Genomic DNA, 24,866 nt, shown 5'->3' with positions numbered 1-24,866 from the left:
CCCCCCTATCAGACTCTAGAATACCAGCCACTTTCACAATGTGGGTTTCTCCCGTATGAGCACTTTTTCACTAGATGCGCACGATATTGATGCACCGTTTATTGGTCGTAATCTTCCTCCAGCAACCTTATATGAGGAGGCCATTCGTTTTGATCCGGGCGCGAGAATTTCGGGTGCTGGCGCTCTAGTAGCCTATTCGGGTGAAAAAACCGGACGTTCACCCAAAGATAAACGCATTGTAAAACACAGCCCCAGTGAACACGATATCTGGTGGGGGCAAGTCAATGTTCCCATGGAGCCTCACAGTTTTGCGATCAATCGCGAACGAGCCAAGGATTTCCTCAACACCAGGCCACGGTTGTATTGCGTGGATGGCTTCGCAGGTTGGGATCCTGCTTATCGTCTGAAAGTACGTGTCATCTGTGCCAGGCCTTACCATGCTTTGTTCATGCATACGATGTTGATCAGGCCAACGAAAGAAGAACTGGCAAGTTACGGCACACCGGATTTCACCATTTACAATGCTGGTGAATTTCCTGCAAACAGGCTGACTGCTGGCATGACCAGTAAGACAAGCATCGATTTGAGTTTCGAAGATAAAGAGATGGTGATACTGGGGACGGAATATGCAGGGGAAATGAAAAAAGGTGTATTCACCATCATGAATTACCTGATGCCAAAGCGTGGCGTGCTTTCCATGCATTGCTCTGCTACTGCTGATCGTTACTCCAGCAAATCGTCATTATTGTTTGGATTATCTGGTACAGGCAAAACGACGCTGTCTGCTGATCCCAAGCGAGTCTTGATTGGTGATGATGAGCATTGCTGGTCGGATCACGGAGTATTCAACATTGAAGGTGGTTGTTATGCCAAGACCATCAACCTGGCACCTGCATCTGAACCCGATATCTTCCAGGCATTGCATTTTGGTGCAGTCCTGGAAAATGTTGTTCTGGAGGATGACCGCGAACCGGATTTCAATGACGCCAGCTTCACGGAAAATACCCGCGGTGCGTATCCAATAGAGTTTATCAAGAATGCAAAGATACCCTGTATGGCTGGTCACCCTACCGACATTATTTTTCTTACTGCAGATGCATTTGGCGTGCTGCCTCCCGTGAGCAAACTGACTCCTCAGCAGGCGATGTATCATTTTATCAGTGGTTACACCGCCAAGGTGGCAGGTACTGAAGTGGGTGTGAAGGATCCAACAGCTACCTTTTCTCCATGCTTTGGCGGGCCATTTCTTGTCTGGCATCCTGCCAAGTATGCTGAATTGCTTGCCGACAAGATGCAGAAGAATCATGTGAATGTATGGCTGGTCAATACCGGCTGGAGCGGAGGCAGCTATGGCACTGGTAAACGCATGAAACTTGCTTACACACGGTCGATTATCGATGCCATTCATGCAGGTGAACTGGTCAATGCACCGACGGAACGTGATCCTGTTTTTGGCTTGCATGTCGTAACAACTTGTCCAAACGTGCCTCCAGAAATCCTGATTCCCAGGAATACGTGGAAAGACCAGGCAGGCTATGATGCGACCGCACGTAAGCTGGCAGGTTTGTTTAATAAAAACTTTGAACAGTACGCCAGCGTTGCCAGTCCTGAAGTGAAGGCAGCAGGCCCTGCTGTCTCATAACATCTCTCGTGCCAGGAAACAACTAAGCACAGATGAGTTTCGCAGTTATAAACTCTGGTATTGATCTGCGTGATTTTCCTGTTCCAGAACCGATTCCCACTACTGATATGAATTGGGTGTTTTGGGGCTTTGGGCTAACTCTATTTCTGATAATGATGGTCTGGTTGATCTATCGGTTGAAAAAACAATCATCTGCCATTATTGATCCATTAGAGACCGCACTAAATAATGTGAGTGATAACAGTATTTCAACCAGGGTTCGATTTCAGTCTATGTACACAGCTCTGAGAGGCTATCTGGCTAATCAGATCAATACTTCATGGAATTCTCTGACAGCAGAAGAGCTAACTTCATCGTGGAAAGATGTAGATCATCTTAGCGAGGTTGAATCAGTAAACTTGCAGGAACAGTGGATTCAGATCGAATCCCAGGCATACGGTCATGATGAAATCACAGAAACGCAATTGGAATCAGTTACTACATTTGCACGAAATCTAGTGAGTGCCACCAAGCGAAAAAATGAAAAATAAAGGAATTCACAATAACTTTACGGTCAGCGAAACAAAACCAGTGTCAAATGCGAATAATATATATCGGTAACTGCAAGCAACAGACTTGAATTGCAGCAATCGATTGTAGCAAGGTGCAACATGCTTGTAAGAGTTTCTCATGTACAGTAGTGTACAAATTGAAACTATTTCATGTTCACCATGGGAGTAATGAGGCATCCCTAGCCGTTCTCCCAGCGATTGCTACAAAAACAACTAATATGCCAATTCATGGATGCCTTGGCACTCTTGTTGCTGCTAGATTCATATCAGCAAACATTACCAGTCTCTTGTGCAAGGAAGTGCAATCATGCTTGTTCTCACCCGACGGCCTGGTCAGCGAATAGTCATTGACGACAACATTGTTGTAAGTGTTGTTTCCCTCAAAAACGGTCAAGTACGCTTGGGCATTGAAGCACCTGCTCAAGTGCACATCGTACGTGAAGAGCTTCAGGGTACGCCACCCAGTGGTATTCCCGCGGTGCTGAAAGCTCGTGGCGGTATCGCTGTGGGTGTTAATTAGGTCTAACTCCTACGGTCTGAACTGAATCGCTTCGACATCGTCTAATACGAAGACTTCTTCATGATGCATTATTGGCTTATGGTCGATCAGCGTAAACAGGACACCTACGTTGTGCCTCACGCTGTTGGTACGCAAGGATGCGGTCATGATTCGCGTTGGGATGAAATCAGCACCTTGGATGCTCACCGTTTGCCTGATCACAGGTATCATCCTGGGATATGAAAGCACTGCCAGTTCATCAGATCAGTTAGCGTCTGCACCTATACAGATATATGCCTGTTGTCATGGATCATTGCCGAGCAATCCGGCCATTGTTCCGTGTTTGCGCATACAGGGGAAAGTGCTCGATTTTTCACAGAATCATGGTCGAGACCGGCGCATCTTTTCTCGTTCATTGTGCGATAAGCGAGATCTTTATATTTATCTGCCTCCCGGCTACTGTCCGGAAAAGCAGTATCCCGTGATGGTCGTACTTCATGGTATCCTCCAGGATGAACGTGCTTTTCTGGATTGGGTAGTGAAGCCTCTGGATGATGCCATCGTTCAGGGTTGTTTACCTCCGATGATCGTTGCAGCACCTGATGGCAGTTTCACTGGCGATCCAAATCCCTGGGATGCAGGCAGCTTTTACATTGATGGTCCACGCGGTAAGTATCAATCATGGATTGAGCATGATTTGTGGCACTTCCTGACGAAGAATTTCGCAATAAATCCTGATCCTAATTCCCACGTGATGGCTGGCGCTTCCATGGGCGGGGTAGGAGCATTCTGCATTGGTCTCAGGCATCCAGAGCAATATGGACTTTTGGTAGGGCTAATGCCAGCACTGAACTTACGGTGGATGGATCGTTCGGGAAATTACCAGGCAGATTTTCAACCAGACAATTGGGCCTGGCGGGATCGGGTGGACAATCCGCGAGAGGTCATTGGACAATATGGTCCACTCAAGATTCACATGAAGGATATTCTCTTGCCGGCATTTGGAAGAGGCAATGCTGCTATCCAATTGGCAAGCGAGAATAACCCGATTGAGTTGATTGATCGCTACAAGATAAAACCTGGACAGTTCAAGATACTCATTACGTTGGCAGGCCGAGATAACTTTAACCTCGATGCTCAGTCTGAAAGTTTCATGTATCTTGCCCAGAATCGAGGCTTACAGGTAGATTCTCATTCAATCCCCCGTGGAACGCATGATGTAGGCACAGCTCAGAAAATGATTCCGATAGTATTGCAATGGTTGAATGATCAGCTTAGGCCCTATGCGCCCTGATCCTCAGGTTACTTATTCTGATTGAATTGAATATCATTTCAATGATACTCAATCAGGTGGAATGCATGCCAGCCAACACTTTTGGCGAACTGTTTCGTGTGACGACTGCTGGTGTCAGCCATGGACCAGCTTATCTCTGCATTATCGATGGATGTCCGGCTGGACTGCCCTTGGAGGTAGATGACCTGATCCCTGATTTGCAACGACGTCGTCCGGGACAATCCAAACTGGTTACTCAGCGTCAGGAAGAGGATATACCTGAAATCGTTTCAGGTGTGTTTGAAGGAAAAACCGATGGCACACCGATTGGTTTGATCTTTCGAAACAAAGATCAGCATAGTTCCGACTACGAGGCACTCAAGCATTTGTACAGACCAGGTCACGCTGACTACACTTTCGATGCCAAGTTCGGCTTTCGTGATCATCGTGGAGGCGGGCGTTCCAGCGCTCGTGAAACGCTTTGTCGCGTTGCTGCAGGATCAGTAGCCAAAAAACTGCTAGCTACGCAAGGGGTTTTCATCGTTGGTTATGTTTCGCAAATTGGAGATATTGTTGCTTCTGTCCCAGAACCTGAACAGGTCACACTCGAACAGGTTGAAGCAACTCCTGTACGCTGCCCTGATGCCGCTTCAGCAGCGATGATGATGAGCCTCATCGAAAAAGTTCGCAAGGAACAGGATAGCATCGGCGGAGCCTGCACTCTGGTTGCACAAGGAGTACCTGCTGGGTGGGGTGAACCAGTTTTTGATAAGCTCAAAGCCGACTTGGCCAAAGCCATCTTGTCATTGCCAGCAGTAATGGCGTTTGAATATGGCATTGGCACTGCTGCTGCCCTACAACGTGGTAGTACTAATAACGATGCATTCATCAAAAAGCAGGAGAAGATTGGCACATCAACCAATCGCCATGGTGGAATGCTGGGTGGTATCAGCAGTGGTGAGCCGATAATACTTCGAGTTACTGTGAAGCCTACCAGCAGTATACCGCAGGAGCAAAAAACAATTACTAGAGAAGGTGAGCCAACAACAGTCCGCGTAAAAGGTCGTCATGATCCTTGTCTGCTTCCTCGATTTGTACCCATGGGTGAAGCCATGATGGCTCTGGTTCTGGTGGATCACTGGCTGAGACATCGAAGCAGAGTGTTATAAACTCTGCGATTACTCAGGTTTCAGAAGTGCACTGAGAACTCGTTGAAGATACTGAGATACCTGCAATGACAGGACAAAGCCGATCATGCCGAGAACAATCAGCATACACACCAGCAGACGAAACCAATTGTCGCCGTAGCTTGAGTAGCCGATCATTACGACCATGAGGGCACCGGAAAGTGGTATGATGCCCGCAAGCATCTGAAAGAAAGCCAATCTGCCCGGTATGGGTTTCAATTCATTTTTCAACCGCTGCTCACTCGACACTGCACATAAATCTGGAAGTAATTCACGAAGCACCAGATATTGTGTGCCGAGATAGCAGTAGGTCACAGCAATCATTCCGGAGAGCGTGAAGGAAATAACAAAGTGAATAAAAGTTTCCAGGCTTAATGGTTCCGAGCCGAAGTGGATGGCGGCGGGAAAAATAATCCCACCTGGAAGCCAGCCTAAGGCACTGCCCAAAATCGACCAGGTAGCAAGGAAATTAAAACGTTTCCTGAGCGTTGTAAACTGCTCAGCCGTATACATCCGTCCCTGCTGTACCTGTTGCCAGTCAAGATATCGCTTTCGCAAAAGATAAATGGTGAATCCAACCAGCAGTGGATAGGCTAAGCCATTGTAAATCAGGATCACCCAGTGAAATGCCTTCTGTTGCAGAGGCGACAGTTTATCAACTACATGAATCAGGTTGTATGATGTGTTTACAATACTACCCAGGATATTGGTAACTGTGGAAATTAGCACCAGGGAAATAAATGGATAATGATGCAGGAGACGTGTACTGTGTGGAATGGCGGGCAACTGCTGGATTGAACGCAGATGGATTCGACATGCATCCAGTGCCTGCCTTAATGCAGATGCTGTTCTGAATCGCTGAGTCGGATCAGGTGCCAGGCACTTGCGTAAAATCAAATCAAGCGAGGCTGGTATGGGTGGCGTGGATGTCCGCAGTTGGTCAATCGGAATCAAACGCTGCTCATAGAGTTCCAGACCCGGGCCAAGTTCCCGCAATGATGGATATGGCTTGACCCCGGTTGCCAATTCATAAAGTACCATCCCCAGTGAGTAAATATCGCTCTGCTCATTGACCTTATTCCAGTCATCGTCTTCCTGGGAAAGAAATGCCTTCAGATGTTCCGGTGACATATAGGGCAGGGTGCCACCAACGATGACATCTTCAGCCTGGTCCGCCTGGCAAGCGAGATTGAAATCGGCCAGGAACGGCCTGCCATAATTATTGAGCAGAATGTTAGCCGGCTTGATATCCCGGTGCAGGACTCCTTTTTCATGAGCAAATTCCAGTGCAGCACATAATCGGCTGCCTAGCCAACAGACTGCTTCGAAGAAATCTCCCGAAGCCAGGGATTGACGTTCCTGAAGCAGACTAGGCTTGAACTCATCTCGATGATGACAAACCTGATCGAGAACGGTCAGAAAATCGTTTCCTCTTCCACCAGTTCGTATGCTGGCGGGCAGTTTCTGCATTACTTCCGCCAGGGTCGTACCAGCGATATACTGCATACAGAGCAGACGTTTCTTTCGCAGTCCATCAATACTCTCAGAAAACACCTGGACGATATGATCATGTTCCAGGCTTGCCATGGTCTGTGCTTCGCGGCCGCGCTGTGGGCTGACTTTGAGTGCAACCTGTCGGCCAAGTGACAACTGCCTGGCCAGGAAAACGGTGGCAAACCCGCCACGTCCTAACTCACGCAACAGTTCGAAATCCTGGACAATATCACCTGCCTCAAGATTCCTGGTTATGACATCCGGTATGGGTTCGGCGAAAGATGGCGCAGCCAGGGTGGCTTTATCTGATCCAGATTGTGAAAAAGTAACGTCCTTGCGAACGGTTGGTTCGATTGATTGAAGCGATGGTGGTTGATGTGGCTGATTCATTCCATGTCCTGCTTTAAGCGGAATAATGCAGGTTCGCAGTATTGCATTAATCTTAGATCAATCAACTCAGCATGCAGTTCCTCAACAGATAATTCTTTAGAGAATTCATCACCTTTTCTTGCTTAATCTCAGCAACTCTTTCATCAATGAATCAGTGCCAGGTGGCTTATCAATGATTTCTTGAATGCCCAGCTGTTTATAACAGGCTGGTTTATTCGTTGGTTTACAGTTTGGGTATTTTCCCGGATGCAACATCCCGTTCCCATTGTTCCAGCAAAGGCCAATGTACTGCACAAGTCCCGAAATCTGGTAGAGTCTGGTAGCCTACCAAGCGATCGATAGTCTTCTGAATCATGGCATTGTCGCGGACAAATGGTGGTCCATGACTGGGAAGCAGGACGCGGGCATCATCATCGCGGATACGTTCCAGGCTGCTGATGAAATGCGGTAGATGCGAGCCATGATGAGCGTCGATAACACCTACACCACCATCACGATAGATATTGTCGCCGGAAAATAAAACGTTGCCACATTTGAAGGATAGCTGTCCTTCTGTGTGACCAGGAGTATGCCATACGTGTAAAGTCACATCGCCTATATCAAGCGTGTCACCTTCATTCACCTGTAGATCAACCTTGCATGGTGGCATTTCAAGGTCGATTTGCTGGGCGGAAATCTTCGCAAACGTCTCAATCACGTCGCCATTTTCAATCAGCGGAGCTGCCAATGGATGAGCAACAACTTTGGCACCGGGTAACAACTCACTTGCCTTGGCCAATCCCTGCACATGATCGGCATCGGCATGCGTGGCAATGAGATACTTGCAATCAGAAAGCTTGAAATCGAGTTCCCTCAGCAGGTCAATGATTTCAACGATAGTATCCAGATAACCAACATCAATGAGGGAAAATGCCGATTTGCCATCTACCAGATAAACATTCACTCCGAGCTTGCGACGAGCCTGGTAATTCAACTCAATAACACGTGGATCAGACAATAAATATTTTCGCTTGAGCATATGAATACTTTAAGAAGCTATGAGCAAGGAGCAAGAAGCAGAAATGGGAGTTCGGTGAAGACGAATGAACTATCAGTTGAATTCATCTGGATTCAGCGTTTTCACAACGATATCGTAGAAATATGGATTCTTCTCAGGCTGCATCATTCCCGACAACTGCGTATCGGCCAGAAATCTCGACTGGTGATGCTGAACGTACTGTGCTTTCGGCAGGCACTGAAGCCGGTGTTGTCAAACCAGAGATTATCCCTGGTTACGAGATGGTGAAGGAGATCGGGCGTGGCGGGATGGGCGTAGTGTATCTCGCCCGGCAGCAGAGTTTGAATCGTTTAGTTGCATTGAAGATGATCCTGGCTGGAAATCATGCCAGCAGTTCAGATCTATTGCGATTTAAGACAGAAGCGGAAGCCATTGCTCAATTGCAGCATCCCCATATCGTGCAGGTGATTGAAACAGGCGAATGTCAGGGCAACCCCTGGTTTTCCATGGAGTATGTTGCGGGTGGCAGTCTCGATAAGCGTATGCAGGGAAGACCACTGCCTGCACGTGAAGCTGCCCGTGTAACCAGTATGTTGGCGGAGGCAGTGGCACATGCCCATGCACGTGGTGTGCTCCATCGCGATCTGAAGCCTGGCAATATTCTGGTTCAGGATGTTGATGGTCAACCTTCCACCGTAGACAGCACGCAAAAGCCTGTGCGAACCACACCAGGCAGGGGAAACACGGTTGTTCTCGATTCGGTTAAGGAAGTGAATGAAGGAACGGTTGGTCAATCGCTGGTAACACTCAAGGTTACAGACTTTGGATTAGCCAAGCAGTTAGATGATGCGCGTACGTGGACAGGTGCGAAGACTCAGGCTGGTACTGTAATGGGTTCGCCGAGTTACATGGCTCCAGAGCAGGCGGCAGGAGATAACACTCAAGTCGGTCCAACTGTGGATGTCTATGCGTTGGGCGCCATTCTGTATGAACTGTTGACTGGCCGTCCGCCTTTTCGTGCCAGCACTTCTTGGGACACTATTGTTCAGGTATTGAATGATGAGCCAGTTGCACCTACCAGGCTGATGCCAAGACTGCCTAAGGATATTGAAACGATCTGCCTGAAGTGCTTGTCGAAAGATGCTAAAAAGCGATACGGCACTGTCGCAGAGCTTGATGCAGATTTGCAGCGTTTTCTTCAAGATGAGCCAATACAGGCAAGACCAGTTGCCTGGTGGGAAAGAACATGGAAAGCGGCGAAACGACGACCTACGCTGGCGGGTCTGGTTCTCACTGCGCTGCTCGCTGTCGGCACCATCATCGCTTTGATTGCCATTGGCAACGCCCGGCTACAGATAGAGCGTGATAATGCTCAAACAGAGCGTGATCGTGCCATGGTCGCAATGAAGAAGGCGGAAAGTGAGCAAAAGAAAGCTCAGAAACGTTTGGAAAAGGCAGTAGAAGCTGTTGAAAAACTGCTGACCAGAACTGCTTCCGAAAACTGGGCCCGCAGGCCTGAATTACAGGAAGAACGGAAAAAGTTACTGGAAGAAGCAGTTGCCTTTTATCAGTCTTTTCTTGAGCAGGAAAGTGAAGACCCGTTGCTGAGGCGTGAAGCAGCCCGCGTGTATTATCGAATGGCTGGAGTCTACCTGCTGCTCGGTGATTCCGTCAATGCTCAGGAAGTCTTGAAGAAGACCAAGGCTTTGCAGGATGCTCTGTGCACTGACTTCCCTGAGAACCTTGATTATAAGCATGATTTGATCAAGACTGAAAGTTTCCTGGCTAGCGCTGTCATGATGCAGGGAGAAATGACAACCAGTTTCAACATGCATGAAAAAGCTGCCAAGCATGCAGAAGCCTTGGCACAGGCGTTCCCAGAGAATGTGGAATTTAAGATCACACAAGTGCGATCCTATCTCAATTTGAGTTACTATTACCTGAACTCCAATCCTAAAACGGCATCCTATTACATTGAAAAGGCTCGTAACCTGGGTAAAGAAATTTACCAAGCTGATTCTAAGCCGTATGCCAACCAGTTAGCCTATCTTTCTCCTTTGGTAGATGCAGCCAATTACTATCTCAACCTGAATAATCAGAAGGAAGTACGCAAGTTACTTGAGGAGATACAGCCTGTTTTAGCCAAGCTTGAAACTGAGTCTGCTCCATCGGTGCAGGATCGGGATCAATATGAAACACTGCATGCCAAGTATGTCATTATCAATGGTTATGCCATGGTTCGCAGTGGTAATCATGAAGCGGGTGAGAATGAATTGCGTCGGGGTGTTGCCTTGCTTGACACGATGCTGTCACAAAGGCCAAAAATGTATCCCGTGCGGATGCTGCAGATGAACGCTCTGCAGACATTAGGAGACGTTCAGGACCGTCAGCAGAAACTGGTTGAATCCAAGAAAACCATTGAGCGTTCCTTTAATCTGCAGGATCAAATGATCAGGGAACTGCCACAGTTGAAATACCTCAAGAACAGCAGTACCCGGCAGCGTTCCATGATGCTTGTTATGCGGGCAAGAGATGGTGCTATCAAAGGCTACGAACGATCGGCTGAAGATTTCCTGAAAACAACCAAGGCACAGGATGATCTTGATGCTGTATACAATGTCGCTTGTGGGTATGCCCAGGCGTATCAACATGCAGACTCGGAAAGTAAGGATAAGTATGCCAAGAGAAGCCTGGCATTGCTGGAAGAATTGTTTCAGAAAAATTATTTTACTACTCCACGTATTCTCCATTTGGTGATTGATCCAGACATCGCGCCGCTGCGCAATCGAGATGATTTCAAGCTTTTCATGAAGCGATTTGATACTACTAAGAAGTCAGCATTCCAGTTTGGAAAATACGAGTATGTCACGTTTGGTGTGGACCAGCCTGAATGATGCTCAGTTGTTAAGCCAGTGTGAAGTAGACACCTATCGTGCCAGCGGCCCAGGTGGGCAGAAGCGTAACAAGACCAGTTCAGCGGTAAGACTCAGGCATACACCCAGCGGAATTCTGGTGATTGCAGAGGAAAGTCGGTCACAACATCAGAACAAAGCCAAGGCACTGCGGCGTTTACGGGAACGATTCTGGCTACAGCTTCGAGAGACACAACCCGAAGAATCAGTTTCCAGTGTTAATCTTCATATTGGTAAGAAAGATGAACGCTACTGGCCTACCTGGGGACTGGTGCTGGATGTACTCGATCAATGCAAGGCACAGGTCAGTACTGCTGCGAAGTATTTAGGCACTACGACTGGCAACCTGATTGATTTTCTCGAAACACACGATGCTGGTTGGACTGAAGCCAACCGTCTTCGACAGCGTTTTGGGCTTTCACCCTTGCGACAGGGTTAAGTTACTTTTCGACGGGTAATCGTTCCTGGTCAAATATTGCTTGAGGTATCTCTTTTTCCAGCATGGCAACAATTTGGGCTTCTGGCGCCTTGGGGCCGTCGAATAACTCTGCAACACCGCTGAACATGAAGCAGGCCAGGCCAACGCGACGAGGCGGGAAGGGCATGGCCAGGAACCAGTAATAATCAATGGCGTGAAATCCTTCGGACTGATGCCTGGACTGGAAGTGCAACATGTAAGCTCCGGAATCCAGTTGAACAACTGTTTGTGATGGATCAGTACGATGTGATAATAGCAGGCTGAATGCCGCTGCATCATTGGCATGTCCGACCGGTTCCAATCGAAAACGAACAAACAGTCTCCCACCAATCGGGCTTGGGCCACTCAAGCCTGGAATAGGTGGATAGAACAGTCCATTGTCTTCACTTCCCCATGTTTCCTTCCAGGATGTTGGAATACGAAACTGAATACCCTGGCCATCATGAGGGTAACGTGTTTTTTTAAAACGTACTGTTTTTGGGAGTTCAGGCTTCTTAGCCAGAGGCGAACGATATCGAATGGACTTCTTTGGTTTGGCCTTCGACGCCACTTTCTTGGCAGGTTTTACTTTTCGAGCCTGGATGATCGATTTAATTCTTTTCGGTTTTCGAGTAGCGGTCTTGGTTTTGGATCGAGACGCCATGACGAATCTTCCGTGGTTACTTCAGGATATCCGGTATTCTAGAGAGAATTTCTTTGCCTTGAGTTTCTGAAAATTTCCCAGCACCAAACGCGAAGTTGTGAACTACTTTGCCCTGACGAACCAGCAGTATGGTCAAGTCTGCTTCTGCGTGCAGCTTATACCCAGGAGGTCCCGAAGACCCTTCGAAAATACCAACAGGTATTTTTCGGATGCCTGTCTGTTTGCTCCATTTGATCAATTCAGGTTCCTTCTTGGGCTGGTCCATGCCTACAAAGGTGACCCAGGCACGCAACTCAGGTTTTGAAGGTTTGTCCATCTGTTTTTCAAGTTGATTGATAAACTTGCCCAATGGAACTGAATTGGAGCGTGCCAGGATTATAACTGCAGGATCATTCCCTGTTTCACACACGTAACAATGTGATGTCCCTCGATGCGCACCGGTCGAGAGCAAAAATGTGTACGGACCCAATTTACGCCCGGGTTGTGGGCCTGATACCAGATCAGCAACAGGCAAAGTCATCAAAAGCAACATCAAGATCGGCATAGCTTATCCTGTTAACGACCTGCGCTGGAAGAAACTACGTTCCCTGTTCTCACGGAACGAATCTGTGCCAGCGCTCGATTGAACTCTATCACTTCAGCATGTTGCCAGGCTTTCTCGGCCATAGTTCGATATTGGGCAGCATCATCGAGTTTCCCTGTTCTTTCGCAGAGAACCATCAAGCCTGCAGCGCCGTAGAAGCTGCCAGGATCATGAGCCAAGGCTTCCAGAAATGCTTCCTCTGCTTCGGCATGGTTTCCTGCGGCAAGTGCTGCCTGTCCCCAGATTTCCATGAAGTAGGCGCCATGCCCCCAGGCATGTTGTTCGTAGTTACTTTGCGAAGCGACAGCTGCTTTCTTCAGCATGCCAAGGCCTTGTTCCGATTGGCCTGTCTGGCAGAGGTAGAGTCCACGTGTTTCCCTGACTCTATTTTGTAGTTTTTTATCACTGCTGTTCTTTTTCAAGGATTCTTCCAGAGTTTCTATTTCCGTCTGAGCTTTGGCAGGAATTCCCTGATTCAAATACAAAAGTGCTGCAAGGTACGCATGAGCTTTCTTGTCTTTGGAACGGGCATCATCAATCAGTTTTTGCAATGCTGCATACTCTCTCACAGCGAGGTGAAAACGGGCGAAAACTTCGAGCTTACTGAACTGCAGACTTTTCATTTCATCATAGACGGCACGAGCTTCGCGATACCTGCCTTGATGTACCAGGATCTCAAGACAGGTTTCAAGATGATGCGACCATTGATGATCATCACGAGGTTTGACTTTCCAGGTCTGGTTATGATTTCGTTGAATTTCGATGGACTTAAGTGCACGTTCAGCAGCATGTTCCCAACGGCCTATGCGGGTGGAAAGGTGTCCCTGCATGTGCCAGGAGTGAGGAATTCCAGGTGAAGACTCGATGTATTTTTCAGAATGTACCCAACCCAGAGCAGGCCGTTTGCTGTGCTCATAGTGATGCAGCAACTCATGATTAGCGCCAGGATGCAATGGATTGAGCTTTACCAGAGCCAGATAGTAGGGTGCAGAAGCTGAGTTGCCGCCAAAAAACGCGCCATTGGCAGCTGACAATCCACGCATCATCCATGCTTCCTCATCATCGGGATGCAGCATGAGGAGTTCATCGAGTATCTTTTGTGCGGACTGCTTTCTTGCTGCGGCATCGGTGGGAGATGCACCCTTGGCAATGTCTTTTTCCACTGCACGGGCCATGATCAATTGCTTTTCGGAGTAACTGGCGAACTCTCGCAACTCGTATGCTTTCTTCAATGCATCGTCAGCTTGACCAGAGCGTTTGGGCCATTGCTGCAAAGCTCTGCTTAATCCCCACCATGCCATCGCACATTGTGGATCATGCCTGGCTGCAGTTTCAAAACACCTGGCAGCTTCGGTCCAGACGTAGGAGTAGAAGTAGCCCAGCCCCTGGTCGAACAGTTTCTGGCATTCTTCAGACTGTGTGGTGATGCGATATGTTAACGAACATAGACCTGGTTGAAGTTTTGCAATAGCCAGTCGAGACATTGGTAACAGATCAAGGGCATGTGCGTTTGCAACGGGGGGAATTGGTAAAGTCAACAGACTAATAAAGATTACATAACAACACATAAAGTCACACGGGAGAGAATAACAGGTGGGTAAAGCTATTGTGAACGATTCGAGTAATAACTTCCAGCAAAAACAATAAAAGCCGAGGAGATTATCCACGGCTTTTCTGAAATTCATCGCATTTGACGGTTACTTTCTCTTTCCACGACCGCCACCCATACCCATGGCAGGGAACTCACCCTTGAATGGCTCGCCCTGCAGGTCTTTGAGGGTTTTCTGCTGATCATCAGTCAGGAGTTTTGCGACTTTCTTGTCCATACTGGCTCGGAATTCCTGCATCTTCTTCTGCATTTCAGCCCGGTCGCCTTCGCCAGCATTCTGGAACATTTCACGCATGGTGCTTTGCATGTCTTCGCGGAAGCCACGCAGTTGTTCCTGCTGTTCTTCGTTGAATTTCAGAGCCTTCGAGACATCAGGATTACCTAATGCCATCATCAATCCACCATTCTTGATGGAGGCCTGCAATTGCAGTTGTTTCAAACGTTTGAGTTGATCTGCACTGATAGCTTCTCCAAGGCCCTTTTCGGTTTCCTTGGCAATTTCCTGCATGGCAGCCATCATGCCTTCGCGATCGCCTTGATTATCTTGCATGGCAGAACGGCGCTTTTCTGACATCTTCTTGTCAAGTTCATCCAGTTTCTTTGTCTGGTCTTCTGTGAGTTTCAGGTCAGCGGCCACATCTTTAGCTTTGGCTAACGCAGTCAAGTTTCCGCCCATCATTCCGCCCTGTCGGCCTCCACCTGGTGGCTGAGCCAGGGAAACACCGACCATCAAGCCTGCACAAACCAGTGAACACAATGCACATCGCAATTTCATGACTTGCTCCAAAAAGGGAATTCAACTCGTACACCAACAGTAAACGCACCCCAGAGCAATTTGTCACGCTATTTTGATGAAAAATAGAGGAGAATGCCAGGAAATACCCTACTTCATTCAAGCTTAAGTTAAGTTGAGAAACATGGTATTTCCTTAATATGCGATAAATAGGTATAATTTGGTGAGTATCCTCAAGGACGTACAGGGAGACACACAATGAAATGGATGTTAACAACCTGCCTGATCGCAACCTGCTTTTCTACTCAGGTATGTGCGCAAATACGGGAACAGGAACAGGTAAAGGAAGCTGGCACGGTACTGGCTGAGATCATGCGAGTGCCAGATAAAGGGATTCCCACTTCCCTCATTCAGGAAGCACAAGCCATCATGATTTTCCCCAATGTGGTCAAGGCGGGCTTTGTAGTTGGGGGCAGACATGGCAAAGGAGTGATTCTTACTCGAAATGAACAGGGACTTTGGGGTTTCCCGGTTTTGCTGACCATAACAGGTGGTAGTATCGGTGGTCAGATTGGTGTACAGGCAACTGACCTGGTGCTGATGTTTAAAACCAGGCGTGGAGTCGAAAATATCTTAAGAGGTCGTCAACTAACGCTCGGTGCTGATGCGAGTGTTTCAGCTGGACCCGTGGGAAGAACCATTGCTGCTGGAACAGATACCTCATTTCGGACAGAGATTCTGTCCTGGTCAAGAAGTCGAGGATTGTTTGCCGGTGTTGCTCTGGATGGTTCCAAAGTAAAAATTGATCATTCAGCTAATTCAGCCTTTTATGGCAATCCAGTACCGCCAACAGAAGTTATTTTGAATGGACAACTACCGACATTCCCTGCTGCAGCCAACGATTTGCGGAATCAGATTATCCAGCTAAGCCCACTCCCTCCACCTGCAAAATAACTCCTATCATCAATGGATGATGTAAAAAGGCGTTGAGATCAATCTCAACGCCCTTACCTTGCCTTAATTGTGAAGTGACTGCCGTTACTTCGGATCACTTGGTGGTACTGGAGGTACAGGCAGTTCAACAGGTTTAGGTGTTTCGCCCGCTGGTACTACCGGAGCCGGTGTTTCTGAAGCAGGCACCACGGGTACTACTGGCACGGTGGTGTCTACTTTTTCCACTGGCTTCACTTCCACTGGCACTTCCTGAGTAGTAGGCACTATGGTGGTATTCACCGCAGGCATACTGGCTGGAGTTACCGTGGTGGAAGGCACTTCCATAGCAGCAGGTGGGTGTGCCGTCGCCGCAGGCACTGCCGTGGTTGGTGCACAATTAGCAGGTGCACAATCACCATGATTGCGATGTTTGTGGAAGAGATTGCAATCCAGTTTGCCGCTACATGCTGGGCCAGGTAGTGAGCATTCACCTGAACGAGCACCAAATGGAGCGTCATTCTTGAAGGCAGGCACATAGGTGCGGTTCGGGAATACATCGCGTGGTCCGCGAGGTGCTTCCAGAATTCCTTCCAGGAACAACTCGAAATCGGTTGGGGAGCGTGATTCCTGACCAGGCAGTCGCAGTGCACAGCGCTGGGCAGAGTCAAGGCCTTCCACCAGGTTGACCTTCACAATGATCACGAACTCTTTTTCAGTTTCTCGGAAGTTGACATTGCGGAACGCAACACCTATGAACGGCAGATCACCCAGGATGGGATATTTCTGAGTTGTACCTGTTGAGGTACTTTCAGTTAATCCACCGATCACAAGCGACTGGCCATTTTCCAGTTCGAGAGTGGTGCCAACCGATTGAGTTGCCAGAATCGGTGCAATAATACCTGCCTGATTCGCGTCACCAGTCTTGATAGTGTTTTCTGCAGCAACCGTCAGACGGATGCGGCCATCGCCCAGAACCACGGGCAGGAAGCTGACTACAGTACCGGTTGGACGGAACTGGATACCAGCACCACCACCACCGCCACCACCCAGGCCAGCAGCGCCAGCAGTACCGAATGGTTCTTCACCACCCACGATGAAGCGGGCAGGGCGACCACTAAGTGCTGTCAAGGATGGGTTAGCCATCACTTTACCAACATTTTCTTCACGCAACGCATTGATGAAGCCAATGAATGCATTGGCGCCCTGCTGTGAGCGGAAGACAAAGTTAGCGCCGGAAGAGCCAACCTGACCAATACCTTCAGTGCCTAACTGCAGGGTGGTGCCACCTGCACCGCCGATCGAAGTACCCAGGAAGTTGGTTCCACTTCGCTGGAAGAAATCGACGCCCAAGCGACGGATTTCCCTGCGATCAACTGATGCCAGGCAGACATCGAGTTGAACCACCTGTGGACCTGAAACACGTACAGCATAGGTAACCAGATCGGTTGATCCTTGGACTGCGCCTCCACGATACTGCGCAGCTATGCCATTGACGAAGGTTCGAATAGGCTCAATATCTTCAACGGAATCAACCGTGCCAGTAACGATGAGCGAACCCGGAGGCCCACCTGCGATAATCTTGAGATTAGCCGTGGGAAATGTTTCAGCTACCTTGCTGCGGATGTAGCTGATGTCTGGATTGACTTGAATGGTTTTAATTGTTGGAGTCAGCGACTTGTTATCCTTGTCACGGGCGCTGATCGTAAGTTGGGTAACACCAACATTCACGCCTTTGACTTTTAGAATGCTGGCGTTATCAGGATCGACTTCAACCTGAATAATACCAGGGCGAGAAGCGAGGACATCCTTGATGAGTCCACCTTCTTCATGCCGCAAGCTGAAGACTTCGTTGATTTGTATAGTGAAATCAGCTTTTTCCGATGAGACGGAAGAGCTGACCGCCAGTGAAGCAGGAGCTGGTTGCGCCTGTCCGCTTGGCGGTGGAGGCTGGCCCTGGAAATTCTGGCCGTACCCAGCTGCACCCAATCCCTGGGCCATACTGGCAGTAGTTGAACCAGCAAGCGTGGCGACGGCGACAAGTCCCGCACCCAGCAGCCGGCGATGTCGAACAGTCCAAGTAGCGAAAGAGTGCATCCCTTCACCCCTCCTTGAGTGCAAGCACGCGCCCGATGCCTGGCGTGCCGAGTTCCCGTGTCAGGCAGCTGTTTCTGGTCATCCCTGACCAGTTCATTACTGCCGTTTATGTCCCCTCAACCCTTCAGGCATTACTGCCCGGAGGGATCTTTTTTCCCTTCTTCATTCCCTTTTGTTGAATCCTTCTTCACTTTTTCCGTTTCTCTATACTTTTCATTAGTTTGCTGAACCCTTGGTGTGCCAGAATCATTGATGGTGACGCTGTGCCGTTTCATCTTGATAATGTCTTCCCAGAGTTCTCCAGTACCTGCAGTTGGTATTTCAGGTTTCTTTCCGGTGACTCTGACAGCCGTTTCTTCGACCGGGTCTGGCAGTTTACGCTCTTCGAGATTGACCGTGGTTGTAGCATCAGGAATGTCATCCTGGTAGCCAGGTGTTGCAGATGGTTTCTTGTTCCCGTTGAAATAGAAGCTTTCACCAACGCGGCTCTGATCGCCGTGCTTGCGCTTATCGAAGTCGATCTTAGCTGTATCCTGGAAGTATTTGAGAGTCAGCGCCTGGGGTCTGGTCAATCTCAGCAGGAAACGTGTAGGCGGTGTCGCCATCGTGTTATTTTCCTTCTGAGATCTGTTATCAACCGCTAGAACCTCGATATCTTCCAGCAGATACAAGGTCTTGATTTGTGTTTCACCATTGCCAGGTAGAACCGTCGCAGAAATATCAACACGGTCTCCTACATTGATGAATCCACCACCAGCGCGTTCAGCAGTCACCTGAACAGCATGAGCCACTTCGCCGTTCTTCAATCGTTCAGTGACATCGGTGTCCATGCTCTCGCAAATATCGTTTTTGTAAATGGGTTCATTGGGGCGGAGTTTGTAATGTCGTGATGTTTTGTTTTTGACCTGATCAAAACTGGTAATGGTATCACTCAGTTCTTCCCGGAGACGGCTTTTGGGCCACTCCATCTCGGTGAAGCGCTGTGCATCCTGAAACAGATGGTAAGGAGCTACTTCAGCCACGGGAACCAAGACCTTTACTTTCTCATCTTCTGCTGGAGCACTTTGTGCACCAGAGACCAGTTTCCAAGTACCAAATGCAGCGCCTAGTCCGCAGACCAGTGCTGTCACCATCAGTAAGGGCGTCTTCGATTGCATGGCCAGGAACCTCCTCGTTTGTGTCAATCTAGATGAAGTGAGGTAATACCTACCTAAGCCTTAGACGACAGAACTTGATCCCAAGTTCTATCGAACTACGCAGACGCCAATACCTCTAGCCGTATCTTTCGACTATTCAGCATGACCATCTTCAACTTTTGCGCCTGTAGGGAAGAACGCGAAGAAACGGTCTATGGCGAATGTGTTTAATTTAGCTGGCTTAGGTAAGCTCCTCCTTCGAGTGATTTATTTTTTTTGATTATTGTCAATCAGTTCGATCTGACGACAGTTAAACGACTTACGATGCTACAGGCATGGATTGATACCAGTCCCAGGCAACATAAGCCAAGTATCCAATACAAAGTGGCACGCCGTAAGGAAGAAGTTGCAATGACGGCTTTCGCGCCATGGCTTTATCGTGAATTTCACCAATTCCCTTAGCGTTCACCCAATCCGAGACAATATTAGTTAAATTCTTGGCATTTTGCTTATATGATCCACTCCACCAAATCATGATAGACGAAATAACGCCGCCGACAATTACCCCAAAGATCCATCCCCAGATAACAATGTCCAACCCTGCTTCCCATCCGTAGATGGGGGCGACCCAGGCACCAAAACCCATCTGCATCTTAACATCACCTGCGCCAACCCCACCAATTGCGTATAACCAAACCAATAATCCAAGACCGAGGAATGAAAGTCCCAGTGAATGCCATAATCCTTGGACAGCACCGCCGATTCCTCCGTGAAGCTCAAACATGATCAATTTGTTCATTCCGAGCCAATGGGTAGGCAGATACATCTCAATATCAGCGCCATTCATGAAGCCATTTACCAGGGCAAACAGCCAGCCAGCAAATATTACTGGAAAAGTAAGTACGTTGTGAATCTTCAGATATTTGAAGTCCACGACGGCCATCACGATCATGGCTACTGAGAGCATGATAATGAGCCAGGTTTTCTCTGCAGGAAAAGATGCAAACATGGAAAAAGTGTTCATAAGTGGATCTTGGGCGAAAAGATACCTGATTGTAGCAGAATGCTAGGTCACAGAACGAGTGGTTGCCAATAATTTTTGGCTATTATTTTGAGAGAAGAATCTGGGACTGTTAAAACAGAACAAGCAGCTTTCCACCAGAGTGAAAAGCTGCTTGTTCGTGTTTCCCAGCTGGGCACTAGGAGATAGCGGAATCAGCAGTGCTGAAGGTACGGCTTGCGCTGGTACCTACCTGGCGGATGACCACGATGCAAAGCACGATGATCAGAGCCAGCATGACTGCGTATTCAACAGCGGTTGGACCATCTTCGTTCTTAATGAATCGCTTGATGGCGTTGAGACACTTCTTCATGAAAAACTCCTTGGTGAAAAACGTGAGATTAACTCACAGGACACGGGGAAAATGCTTAAGTAAGTAACAGTGGACTTTCCCCGAATCCATCTGCTCCCGCTCGGGGGCGAAACAGTTTATAACTAGCTCGTGGAGATGGCTGAGTCGGAACGGCTGAAGGTAGCCGATGAACTCGTTCCAACCTGGCGGATGACCACGATGCAGAGCACGATGATCAAAGCCAGCATCACAGCGTATTCCACTGCAGTGGGGCCGTCTTCATTCTTGATGAAACGGCTGATCGCGGACAGATACTTCTTCATGACTTTCTCCTGAACAACACCATATAAAAGGATTAGGCGAATTCTTGATGGGCGTCTTGGGCGAGTGTTTTGTCGTTAGCTGATGGCAGAGTCGGCAGTGCTGAAGGTACTTGATGCACTGGTGCCCACCTGTCGAATCACCACAATACAGAGTACGATAATCAGGGCCAACATGACAGCATATTCCACAGCAGTGGGGCCATCTTCATTTTTCAGGAAGTTGACGATGCTTCGGCAGATGGTTGACATGATTCCTCTCCTACTGAAAGTTGACTGAACACTTCACTCACTACTTCAGCAAGTCGGGTCGCACATTGCTTCAGCAGATCGTTAACATCAAAACGGTATGTCACATTGGAATAACTGTCAAATTTTGCTGAAGAAAATTAGATGAATAGTCACAGTTCCTGCAGTATCTGAATTCATGTTTTTAGAGAATGGCCGGTGTTTCAATGATGTTTCTCGATGGCCTGATAGACTTTCCACAACGGAATTTGGTGAGTTCGTGCGATTTGGGCACAAACCTCAAACTCTGGAGTCAGGAGTTTTTCCCCCTTAGCAAGTACTATTTCTTTCGCAAGTAAATCACCCCAGGGCGTCTTGATTGTTTTTTCCTGCCTGGACAATTTATGCCTTTGATATTTTGTTCTTCGTATTCCCAGCGTATGTAATTCCTGAAACAGAATTTCCTCCAACTGTGACATCTTGATGTCAATGGTGATGACGCAAACCATGACGCCTGGTCGTTGTTTCTTCATATGAATCGGAATGGTGAATACATCCAGCGCGCCAGCCTGAAGTAACCTTTCCGTGCAATAAGCGATAATCTCGCCAGCAACATCATCGACATTTGTTTCCAGCATCCAGACCTCATCCTGCAGCATGGATGCTCTCGAATCCTGGGATGCATGATGACCCAGGAACAATCGCAAGATGTTGGGTTGTTCAGCAAAATCCTTTGTTCCAGCGCCGTAACCGATGGAGTGAATTGTCATCAACGGGCTTTCACACCATTCGTTTACAATCGTGGAGAGGATGGCTGCACCAGTCGGAGTTGTTAATTCTCCTTTGATAGTGGATGAGGCTAAAGGCACACCTTTCAGCAATGTGGCAGTTGCAGGTGTGGGGATGGGCATCAGGCCATGTGCTGCCTTGACAGTGCCATGTCCCGTTGGTACTGATCGTGCAGTTACATGATCCAACTGCAGATAATCCAGGCCAATGGCACTGCCGACAATGTCCGCAATGCTGTCCAATGCACCCACTTCATGGAAGTGAACCTGATCTAGGTTCATACCATGTGCAGCAGCTTCTGCTTCTCCCAGTTTTTGAAAGATTGCAAGGGCCAGATCACGTGCACCAGGTGTAAGCTTACCCGCATGAATAATCGTTTGAATGTCTTTCAAAAATCGCTGCGGTTGTTCCTGAAGTGCTTTGACTTGAACATATGTAGCAGCGAAACAGCCGCGAATTACTTCTTCAACTTCAAGTTCAATAGGAAGCTGAAGAGATGCCAGTCCTTCCCGTAGTACTTCAATAGGTACACCAGCACTGATAAGTGCAGCGAGTGTCATGTCGCCACTGATGCCACTGAAGCAATCAAAATGAGCGGTTCGCATATCGATCATGTATCCTTGTTCTTATTCAATGTATGAGCCTTCGTGAGGGTAAAAAGCAGATCGTTTCCATCTAATTGGGAATATTACCTGACTTGCCTAAGCCCTGCCATTCATGGTAAAGTAAACACTCACCCTTACTGCTGTAAACTATCCATGTCACACACTTGTCAACCGCCGGATAACAAGAAAAATCCACCCTTGGAAAAACCAAGTGACGGAAAGACACTACCCGCAGCAAAGCTCGAAGAAAAAACATCGGTAAGCCAGGACAAAGAGGATGCTGCTGCGAAACAACTGCAACCCGAAAAGAAAGAGACAGCACCTGCGAAGCAGCCAGAGTTGCCGTTTAATCCTCCACCCGGTGCTAATCAGGGAGTGCCGTTAAAGCCACCAGCCGGGCAACACCAGATCGGAGCCATTCTGGAACCTGCCCTCTGGCTGATTGGCATCCTGGCGATCGGAGCTATTCTGATTGCCTGGTTGAAAAAATCACGAGAAAAACAGGCTGGAACGATTGCTCTCACGGCACATGATCAGTTGACGTCATTTCGACAGGCGGTAGAAGAAGGCGAAATGACCGACGATGAGTTCAAAAAAGTCAAGGCATTGCTGGCGGAAAAAATCCGTAAACCGGTCAAGCCCGTGACGACTGAACCGGAGGAAGTCAAGAAGGGAGAAACCCCGACACAAGAATCTTCGCCTTGATGAATGCGATGACTTGTCCGTTCGCAACGGCTCTAGGGATGAGCCAGTGAGTTGTACACTACTGTACGACAAACTTTGCTCAAGTCGTGTTTGCCTGTTTGCAGACAGGGGGATAGAATTGGCTGCCTGATGGGTAACCCCTCTTGCCGAGCGGTATGGATGCTCCTCGATTTGTGATTCTGGAAAGACCTGAGGATTGGGCATGGCGACAAAAGATATTGGTAACAGCAGTAGACGAGCCAGTGGCTCCACCAAGAATCGCAATGCATACTGCTCTTTCTGCAGGAAAAGCCATCGTGATGTAGGGCCTCTGGTGGAAGGACCAGCAGAGGTTTACATCTGTGGCGAATGCGTGGAGCTCTGTCAATCGATTATTGATCAGGAAAAGAGACGGCGTGGTGCTCCTAAGGGCAAAATGGCAGATATCCCAACACCACGAACCATCAAAGAAAAACTGGATCAGTATGTGATTGGTCAAACTCGAGCCAAACGAGTACTTTCAGTCGCTGTCCATAACCACTACAAACGGTTGTCCTTGCTGGATGCTGATCGAGGTGATGTCGAAATTGACAAAAGCAATATTTTGCTGATCGGGCCAACTGGTTCTGGAAAGACACTTCTGGCCAAAACACTGGCCCGTATTCTCGATGTACCATTTGCCATCGGCGATGCAACGACATTAACCGAAGCTGGCTATGTGGGAGAGGATGTTGAAAACCTGCTTCTCAAACTGCTCCACAACGCCGATTTCGATATTGAAGCTGCACAGCGTGGCATCATTTACATTGATGAAATTGACAAGGTAGCCAAAACGCATCACAACGTAAGCATCACCAGAGATGTGTCAGGGGAAGGTGTGCAGCAGTCGATGCTGAAAATGATCGAAGGCACCATCAGCAATGTGCCTCCACAAGGTGGTCGCAAGCACCCTGAACAGCAATACATTCAAATCGATACATCGAACATTCTGTTTATCTGTGGTGGCACGTTTGTTGGCCTGGATAACATCATTGCTCGCCGCATTGGTAAAAAGACCATCGGCTTTGCAGCAGAGAACCAGGTCAAGGAACGCGATCTTGGTGAGTTGCTGAACAATGTCACCAGTGATGATCTGGTGGAGTTCGGGATCATTCCTGAATTTGTTGGACGACTGCCCGTACTGGCGCCGCTTGATCCTCTGGATGTGGATGCACTGGTTCGAATTATCACCGAACCACGAAACGCATTATCCCGGCAATATCAGAAGCTGTTCGACATGGAAGGCGCTGAACTGGAGTTCACCGATGGTGCCTTGCGAGCCATCGCACAACTGGCCAAGCAGAAAGATACCGGAGCACGAGGTCTACGAAGCATTATTGAAGATATCATGAACGATGCCATGTTTGATCTGCCTGACCGCGAGCATAAAGGCAAGTATATCGTCAACGAAGATGTGGTATTGCGTAAGAAATCGCTTTTCGACATGATTCCCAAAATGCCGGAGAAAATGAGTGCTTAACCGTAAATTGTGATGTAAGAGCATCCCGGAATCATTCCGGGATGTTTCACTTTGTATCCTGACTTGATAATGAGTTAGAGCATCTAACAAAAAGAACATTAGAGGAAATAGCCGCAGATGACGATGCACCCGAGTAGCATGAACGCTTCGTGGATGTCATCGCGTCGTTCATAGCGAACCCGTAAGCGTCGAAATTGATGTAGCCAACTGATGGA

The 24,866-nt window shown here is 48.3% G+C and carries 23 protein-coding genes; 10 read left to right on the top strand and 13 right to left on the bottom strand.

Going from position 1 to position 24,866, the window contains the following annotated elements; genetic code table 11:
• The first annotated feature begins 55 nt into the window (after positions 1-55).
• The 5 genes from pckA (at position 56) to aroC (ending at position 5,134) form a co-directional block, all read left to right on the top strand.
• Positions 56-1,642, top strand: coding sequence for a phosphoenolpyruvate carboxykinase (ATP) (pckA, locus tag JNJ77_14625; protein MBL8823821.1), 1,587 nt, complete (start codon positions 56-58; stop codon positions 1,640-1,642).
• A 32-nt stretch (positions 1,643-1,674) separates the two neighbouring features.
• Positions 1,675-2,172, top strand: a complete 498-nt coding sequence (locus JNJ77_14620) for a hypothetical protein (protein MBL8823820.1) — start codon at positions 1,675-1,677, stop codon at positions 2,170-2,172.
• Positions 2,173-2,500: 328 nt separating this feature from the next.
• Positions 2,501-2,713 carry a carbon storage regulator gene (locus JNJ77_14615; GenBank protein ID MBL8823819.1) on the top strand — a complete coding sequence of 71 codons (213 nt, stop codon included), beginning with the start codon at positions 2,501-2,503 and terminating at the stop codon, positions 2,711-2,713.
• Positions 2,714-2,858: 145 nt separating this feature from the next.
• Positions 2,859-3,986 carry a hypothetical protein gene (locus JNJ77_14610; GenBank protein ID MBL8823818.1) on the top strand — a complete coding sequence of 376 codons (1,128 nt, stop codon included), beginning with the start codon at positions 2,859-2,861 and terminating at the stop codon, positions 3,984-3,986.
• Between the two features lie 65 nt (positions 3,987-4,051).
• Positions 4,052-5,134 carry a chorismate synthase gene (gene aroC / locus JNJ77_14605; GenBank protein MBL8823817.1) on the top strand — a complete coding sequence of 361 codons (1,083 nt, stop codon included), beginning with the start codon at positions 4,052-4,054 and terminating at the stop codon, positions 5,132-5,134.
• A 9-nt stretch (positions 5,135-5,143) separates the two neighbouring features.
• On the opposite strand, the gene JNJ77_14600 is transcribed toward aroC, so the two are convergent.
• Together JNJ77_14600 and JNJ77_14595 are read right to left on the bottom strand one after the other, a co-directional pair.
• Positions 5,144-7,036, bottom strand: a complete 1,893-nt coding sequence (locus JNJ77_14600; protein ID MBL8823816.1) for a serine/threonine protein kinase — start codon at positions 7,034-7,036, stop codon at positions 5,144-5,146.
• 223 nt (positions 7,037-7,259) lie between these two features.
• Positions 7,260-8,054: an MBL fold metallo-hydrolase gene (locus tag JNJ77_14595; GenBank protein MBL8823815.1), complete on the bottom strand. Its 795-nt coding sequence runs from the start codon at positions 8,052-8,054 to the stop codon at positions 7,260-7,262.
• 122 nt (positions 8,055-8,176) lie between these two features.
• On the opposite strand from JNJ77_14595, the gene JNJ77_14590 reads away from it, so the two are divergent.
• Both JNJ77_14590 and JNJ77_14585 read left to right on the top strand, forming a co-directional pair.
• Positions 8,177-10,927 (top strand): protein kinase, encoded by a 2,751-nt coding sequence (locus JNJ77_14590; GenBank protein ID MBL8823814.1) that lies wholly within the window; start codon positions 8,177-8,179, stop codon positions 10,925-10,927.
• Positions 10,896-11,384 carry a peptide chain release factor-like protein gene (locus JNJ77_14585; GenBank protein MBL8823813.1) on the top strand — a complete coding sequence of 163 codons (489 nt, stop codon included), beginning with the start codon at positions 10,896-10,898 and terminating at the stop codon, positions 11,382-11,384. Before JNJ77_14590 ends, JNJ77_14585 begins: the two co-directional genes overlap by 32 nt.
• A 1-nt stretch (position 11,385) precedes the next feature.
• On the opposite strand, the gene JNJ77_14580 is transcribed toward JNJ77_14585, so the two are convergent.
• The 4 genes from JNJ77_14580 to JNJ77_14565 all read right to left on the bottom strand — a co-directional run bounded on the left by JNJ77_14580 (position 11,386) and on the right by JNJ77_14565 (position 15,033).
• Positions 11,386-12,066 (bottom strand): hypothetical protein, encoded by a 681-nt coding sequence (locus JNJ77_14580; GenBank protein MBL8823812.1) that lies wholly within the window; start codon positions 12,064-12,066, stop codon positions 11,386-11,388.
• 16 nt (positions 12,067-12,082) lie between these two features.
• Entirely contained in the window at positions 12,083-12,610 is a 528-nt protein-coding gene (locus JNJ77_14575; protein MBL8823811.1) for a hypothetical protein, read from the bottom strand.
• 11 nt (positions 12,611-12,621) lie between these two features.
• Positions 12,622-14,133 carry a tetratricopeptide repeat protein gene (locus JNJ77_14570; GenBank protein ID MBL8823810.1) on the bottom strand — a complete coding sequence of 504 codons (1,512 nt, stop codon included), beginning with the start codon at positions 14,131-14,133 and terminating at the stop codon, positions 12,622-12,624.
• 213 nt (positions 14,134-14,346) lie between these two features.
• The gene (locus tag JNJ77_14565) at positions 14,347-15,033 is read right to left on the bottom strand and encodes a hypothetical protein (GenBank protein ID MBL8823809.1); all 687 of its coding nucleotides are present in this window, start codon (positions 15,031-15,033) and stop codon (positions 14,347-14,349) included.
• Between the two features lie 216 nt (positions 15,034-15,249).
• On the opposite strand from JNJ77_14565, the gene JNJ77_14560 reads away from it, so the two are divergent.
• Entirely contained in the window at positions 15,250-15,945 is a 696-nt protein-coding gene (locus tag JNJ77_14560; protein MBL8823808.1) for a lipid-binding SYLF domain-containing protein, read from the top strand.
• An 84-nt stretch (positions 15,946-16,029) separates the two neighbouring features.
• Here JNJ77_14560 and JNJ77_14555 read toward each other — a convergent pair whose 3' ends face one another.
• The 7 genes from JNJ77_14555 to larC form a co-directional block, all read right to left on the bottom strand.
• Positions 16,030-18,018: a hypothetical protein gene (locus JNJ77_14555; GenBank protein ID MBL8823807.1), complete on the bottom strand. Its 1,989-nt coding sequence runs from the start codon at positions 18,016-18,018 to the stop codon at positions 16,030-16,032.
• A gap of 131 nt (positions 18,019-18,149) precedes the next feature.
• Positions 18,150-19,175 carry a Flp pilus assembly protein CpaB gene (gene cpaB, locus JNJ77_14550; protein ID MBL8823806.1) on the bottom strand — a complete coding sequence of 342 codons (1,026 nt, stop codon included), beginning with the start codon at positions 19,173-19,175 and terminating at the stop codon, positions 18,150-18,152.
• Positions 19,176-19,473: 298 nt separating this feature from the next.
• Positions 19,474-20,178, bottom strand: coding sequence for a prepilin peptidase (locus JNJ77_14545; GenBank protein ID MBL8823805.1), 705 nt, complete (start codon positions 20,176-20,178; stop codon positions 19,474-19,476).
• A 175-nt stretch (positions 20,179-20,353) separates the two neighbouring features.
• Positions 20,354-20,527, bottom strand: a complete 174-nt coding sequence (locus JNJ77_14540) for a Flp family type IVb pilin (protein ID MBL8823804.1) — start codon at positions 20,525-20,527, stop codon at positions 20,354-20,356.
• Between the two features lie 122 nt (positions 20,528-20,649).
• Positions 20,650-20,829 (bottom strand): Flp family type IVb pilin, encoded by a 180-nt coding sequence (locus tag JNJ77_14535; GenBank protein MBL8823803.1) that lies wholly within the window; start codon positions 20,827-20,829, stop codon positions 20,650-20,652.
• Between the two features lie 75 nt (positions 20,830-20,904).
• Positions 20,905-21,078, bottom strand: a complete 174-nt coding sequence (locus JNJ77_14530; GenBank protein ID MBL8823802.1) for a Flp family type IVb pilin — start codon at positions 21,076-21,078, stop codon at positions 20,905-20,907.
• 200 nt (positions 21,079-21,278) lie between these two features.
• Positions 21,279-22,448: a nickel pincer cofactor biosynthesis protein LarC gene (gene larC, locus JNJ77_14525; protein ID MBL8823801.1), complete on the bottom strand. Its 1,170-nt coding sequence runs from the start codon at positions 22,446-22,448 to the stop codon at positions 21,279-21,281.
• Between the two features lie 153 nt (positions 22,449-22,601).
• On the opposite strand from larC, the gene JNJ77_14520 reads away from it, so the two are divergent.
• Positions 22,602-23,153 (top strand): hypothetical protein, encoded by a 552-nt coding sequence (locus JNJ77_14520; protein MBL8823800.1) that lies wholly within the window; start codon positions 22,602-22,604, stop codon positions 23,151-23,153.
• Between the two features lie 202 nt (positions 23,154-23,355).
• A complete protein-coding gene (clpX, locus tag JNJ77_14515; protein ID MBL8823799.1) occupies positions 23,356-24,651 on the top strand; it encodes an ATP-dependent Clp protease ATP-binding subunit ClpX in 1,296 nt (431 codons plus the stop codon).
• Positions 24,652-24,866: the final 215 nt, after the last annotated feature.

This window comes from Planctomycetia bacterium (genome assembly GCA_016795155.1).
GTDB lineage: Bacteria > Planctomycetota > Planctomycetia > Gemmatales > HRBIN36 > JAEUIE01.
The sequence above is the reverse complement of the archived record's forward strand: the minus strand, read 5'-3'. Positions and strand labels throughout refer to the sequence as shown.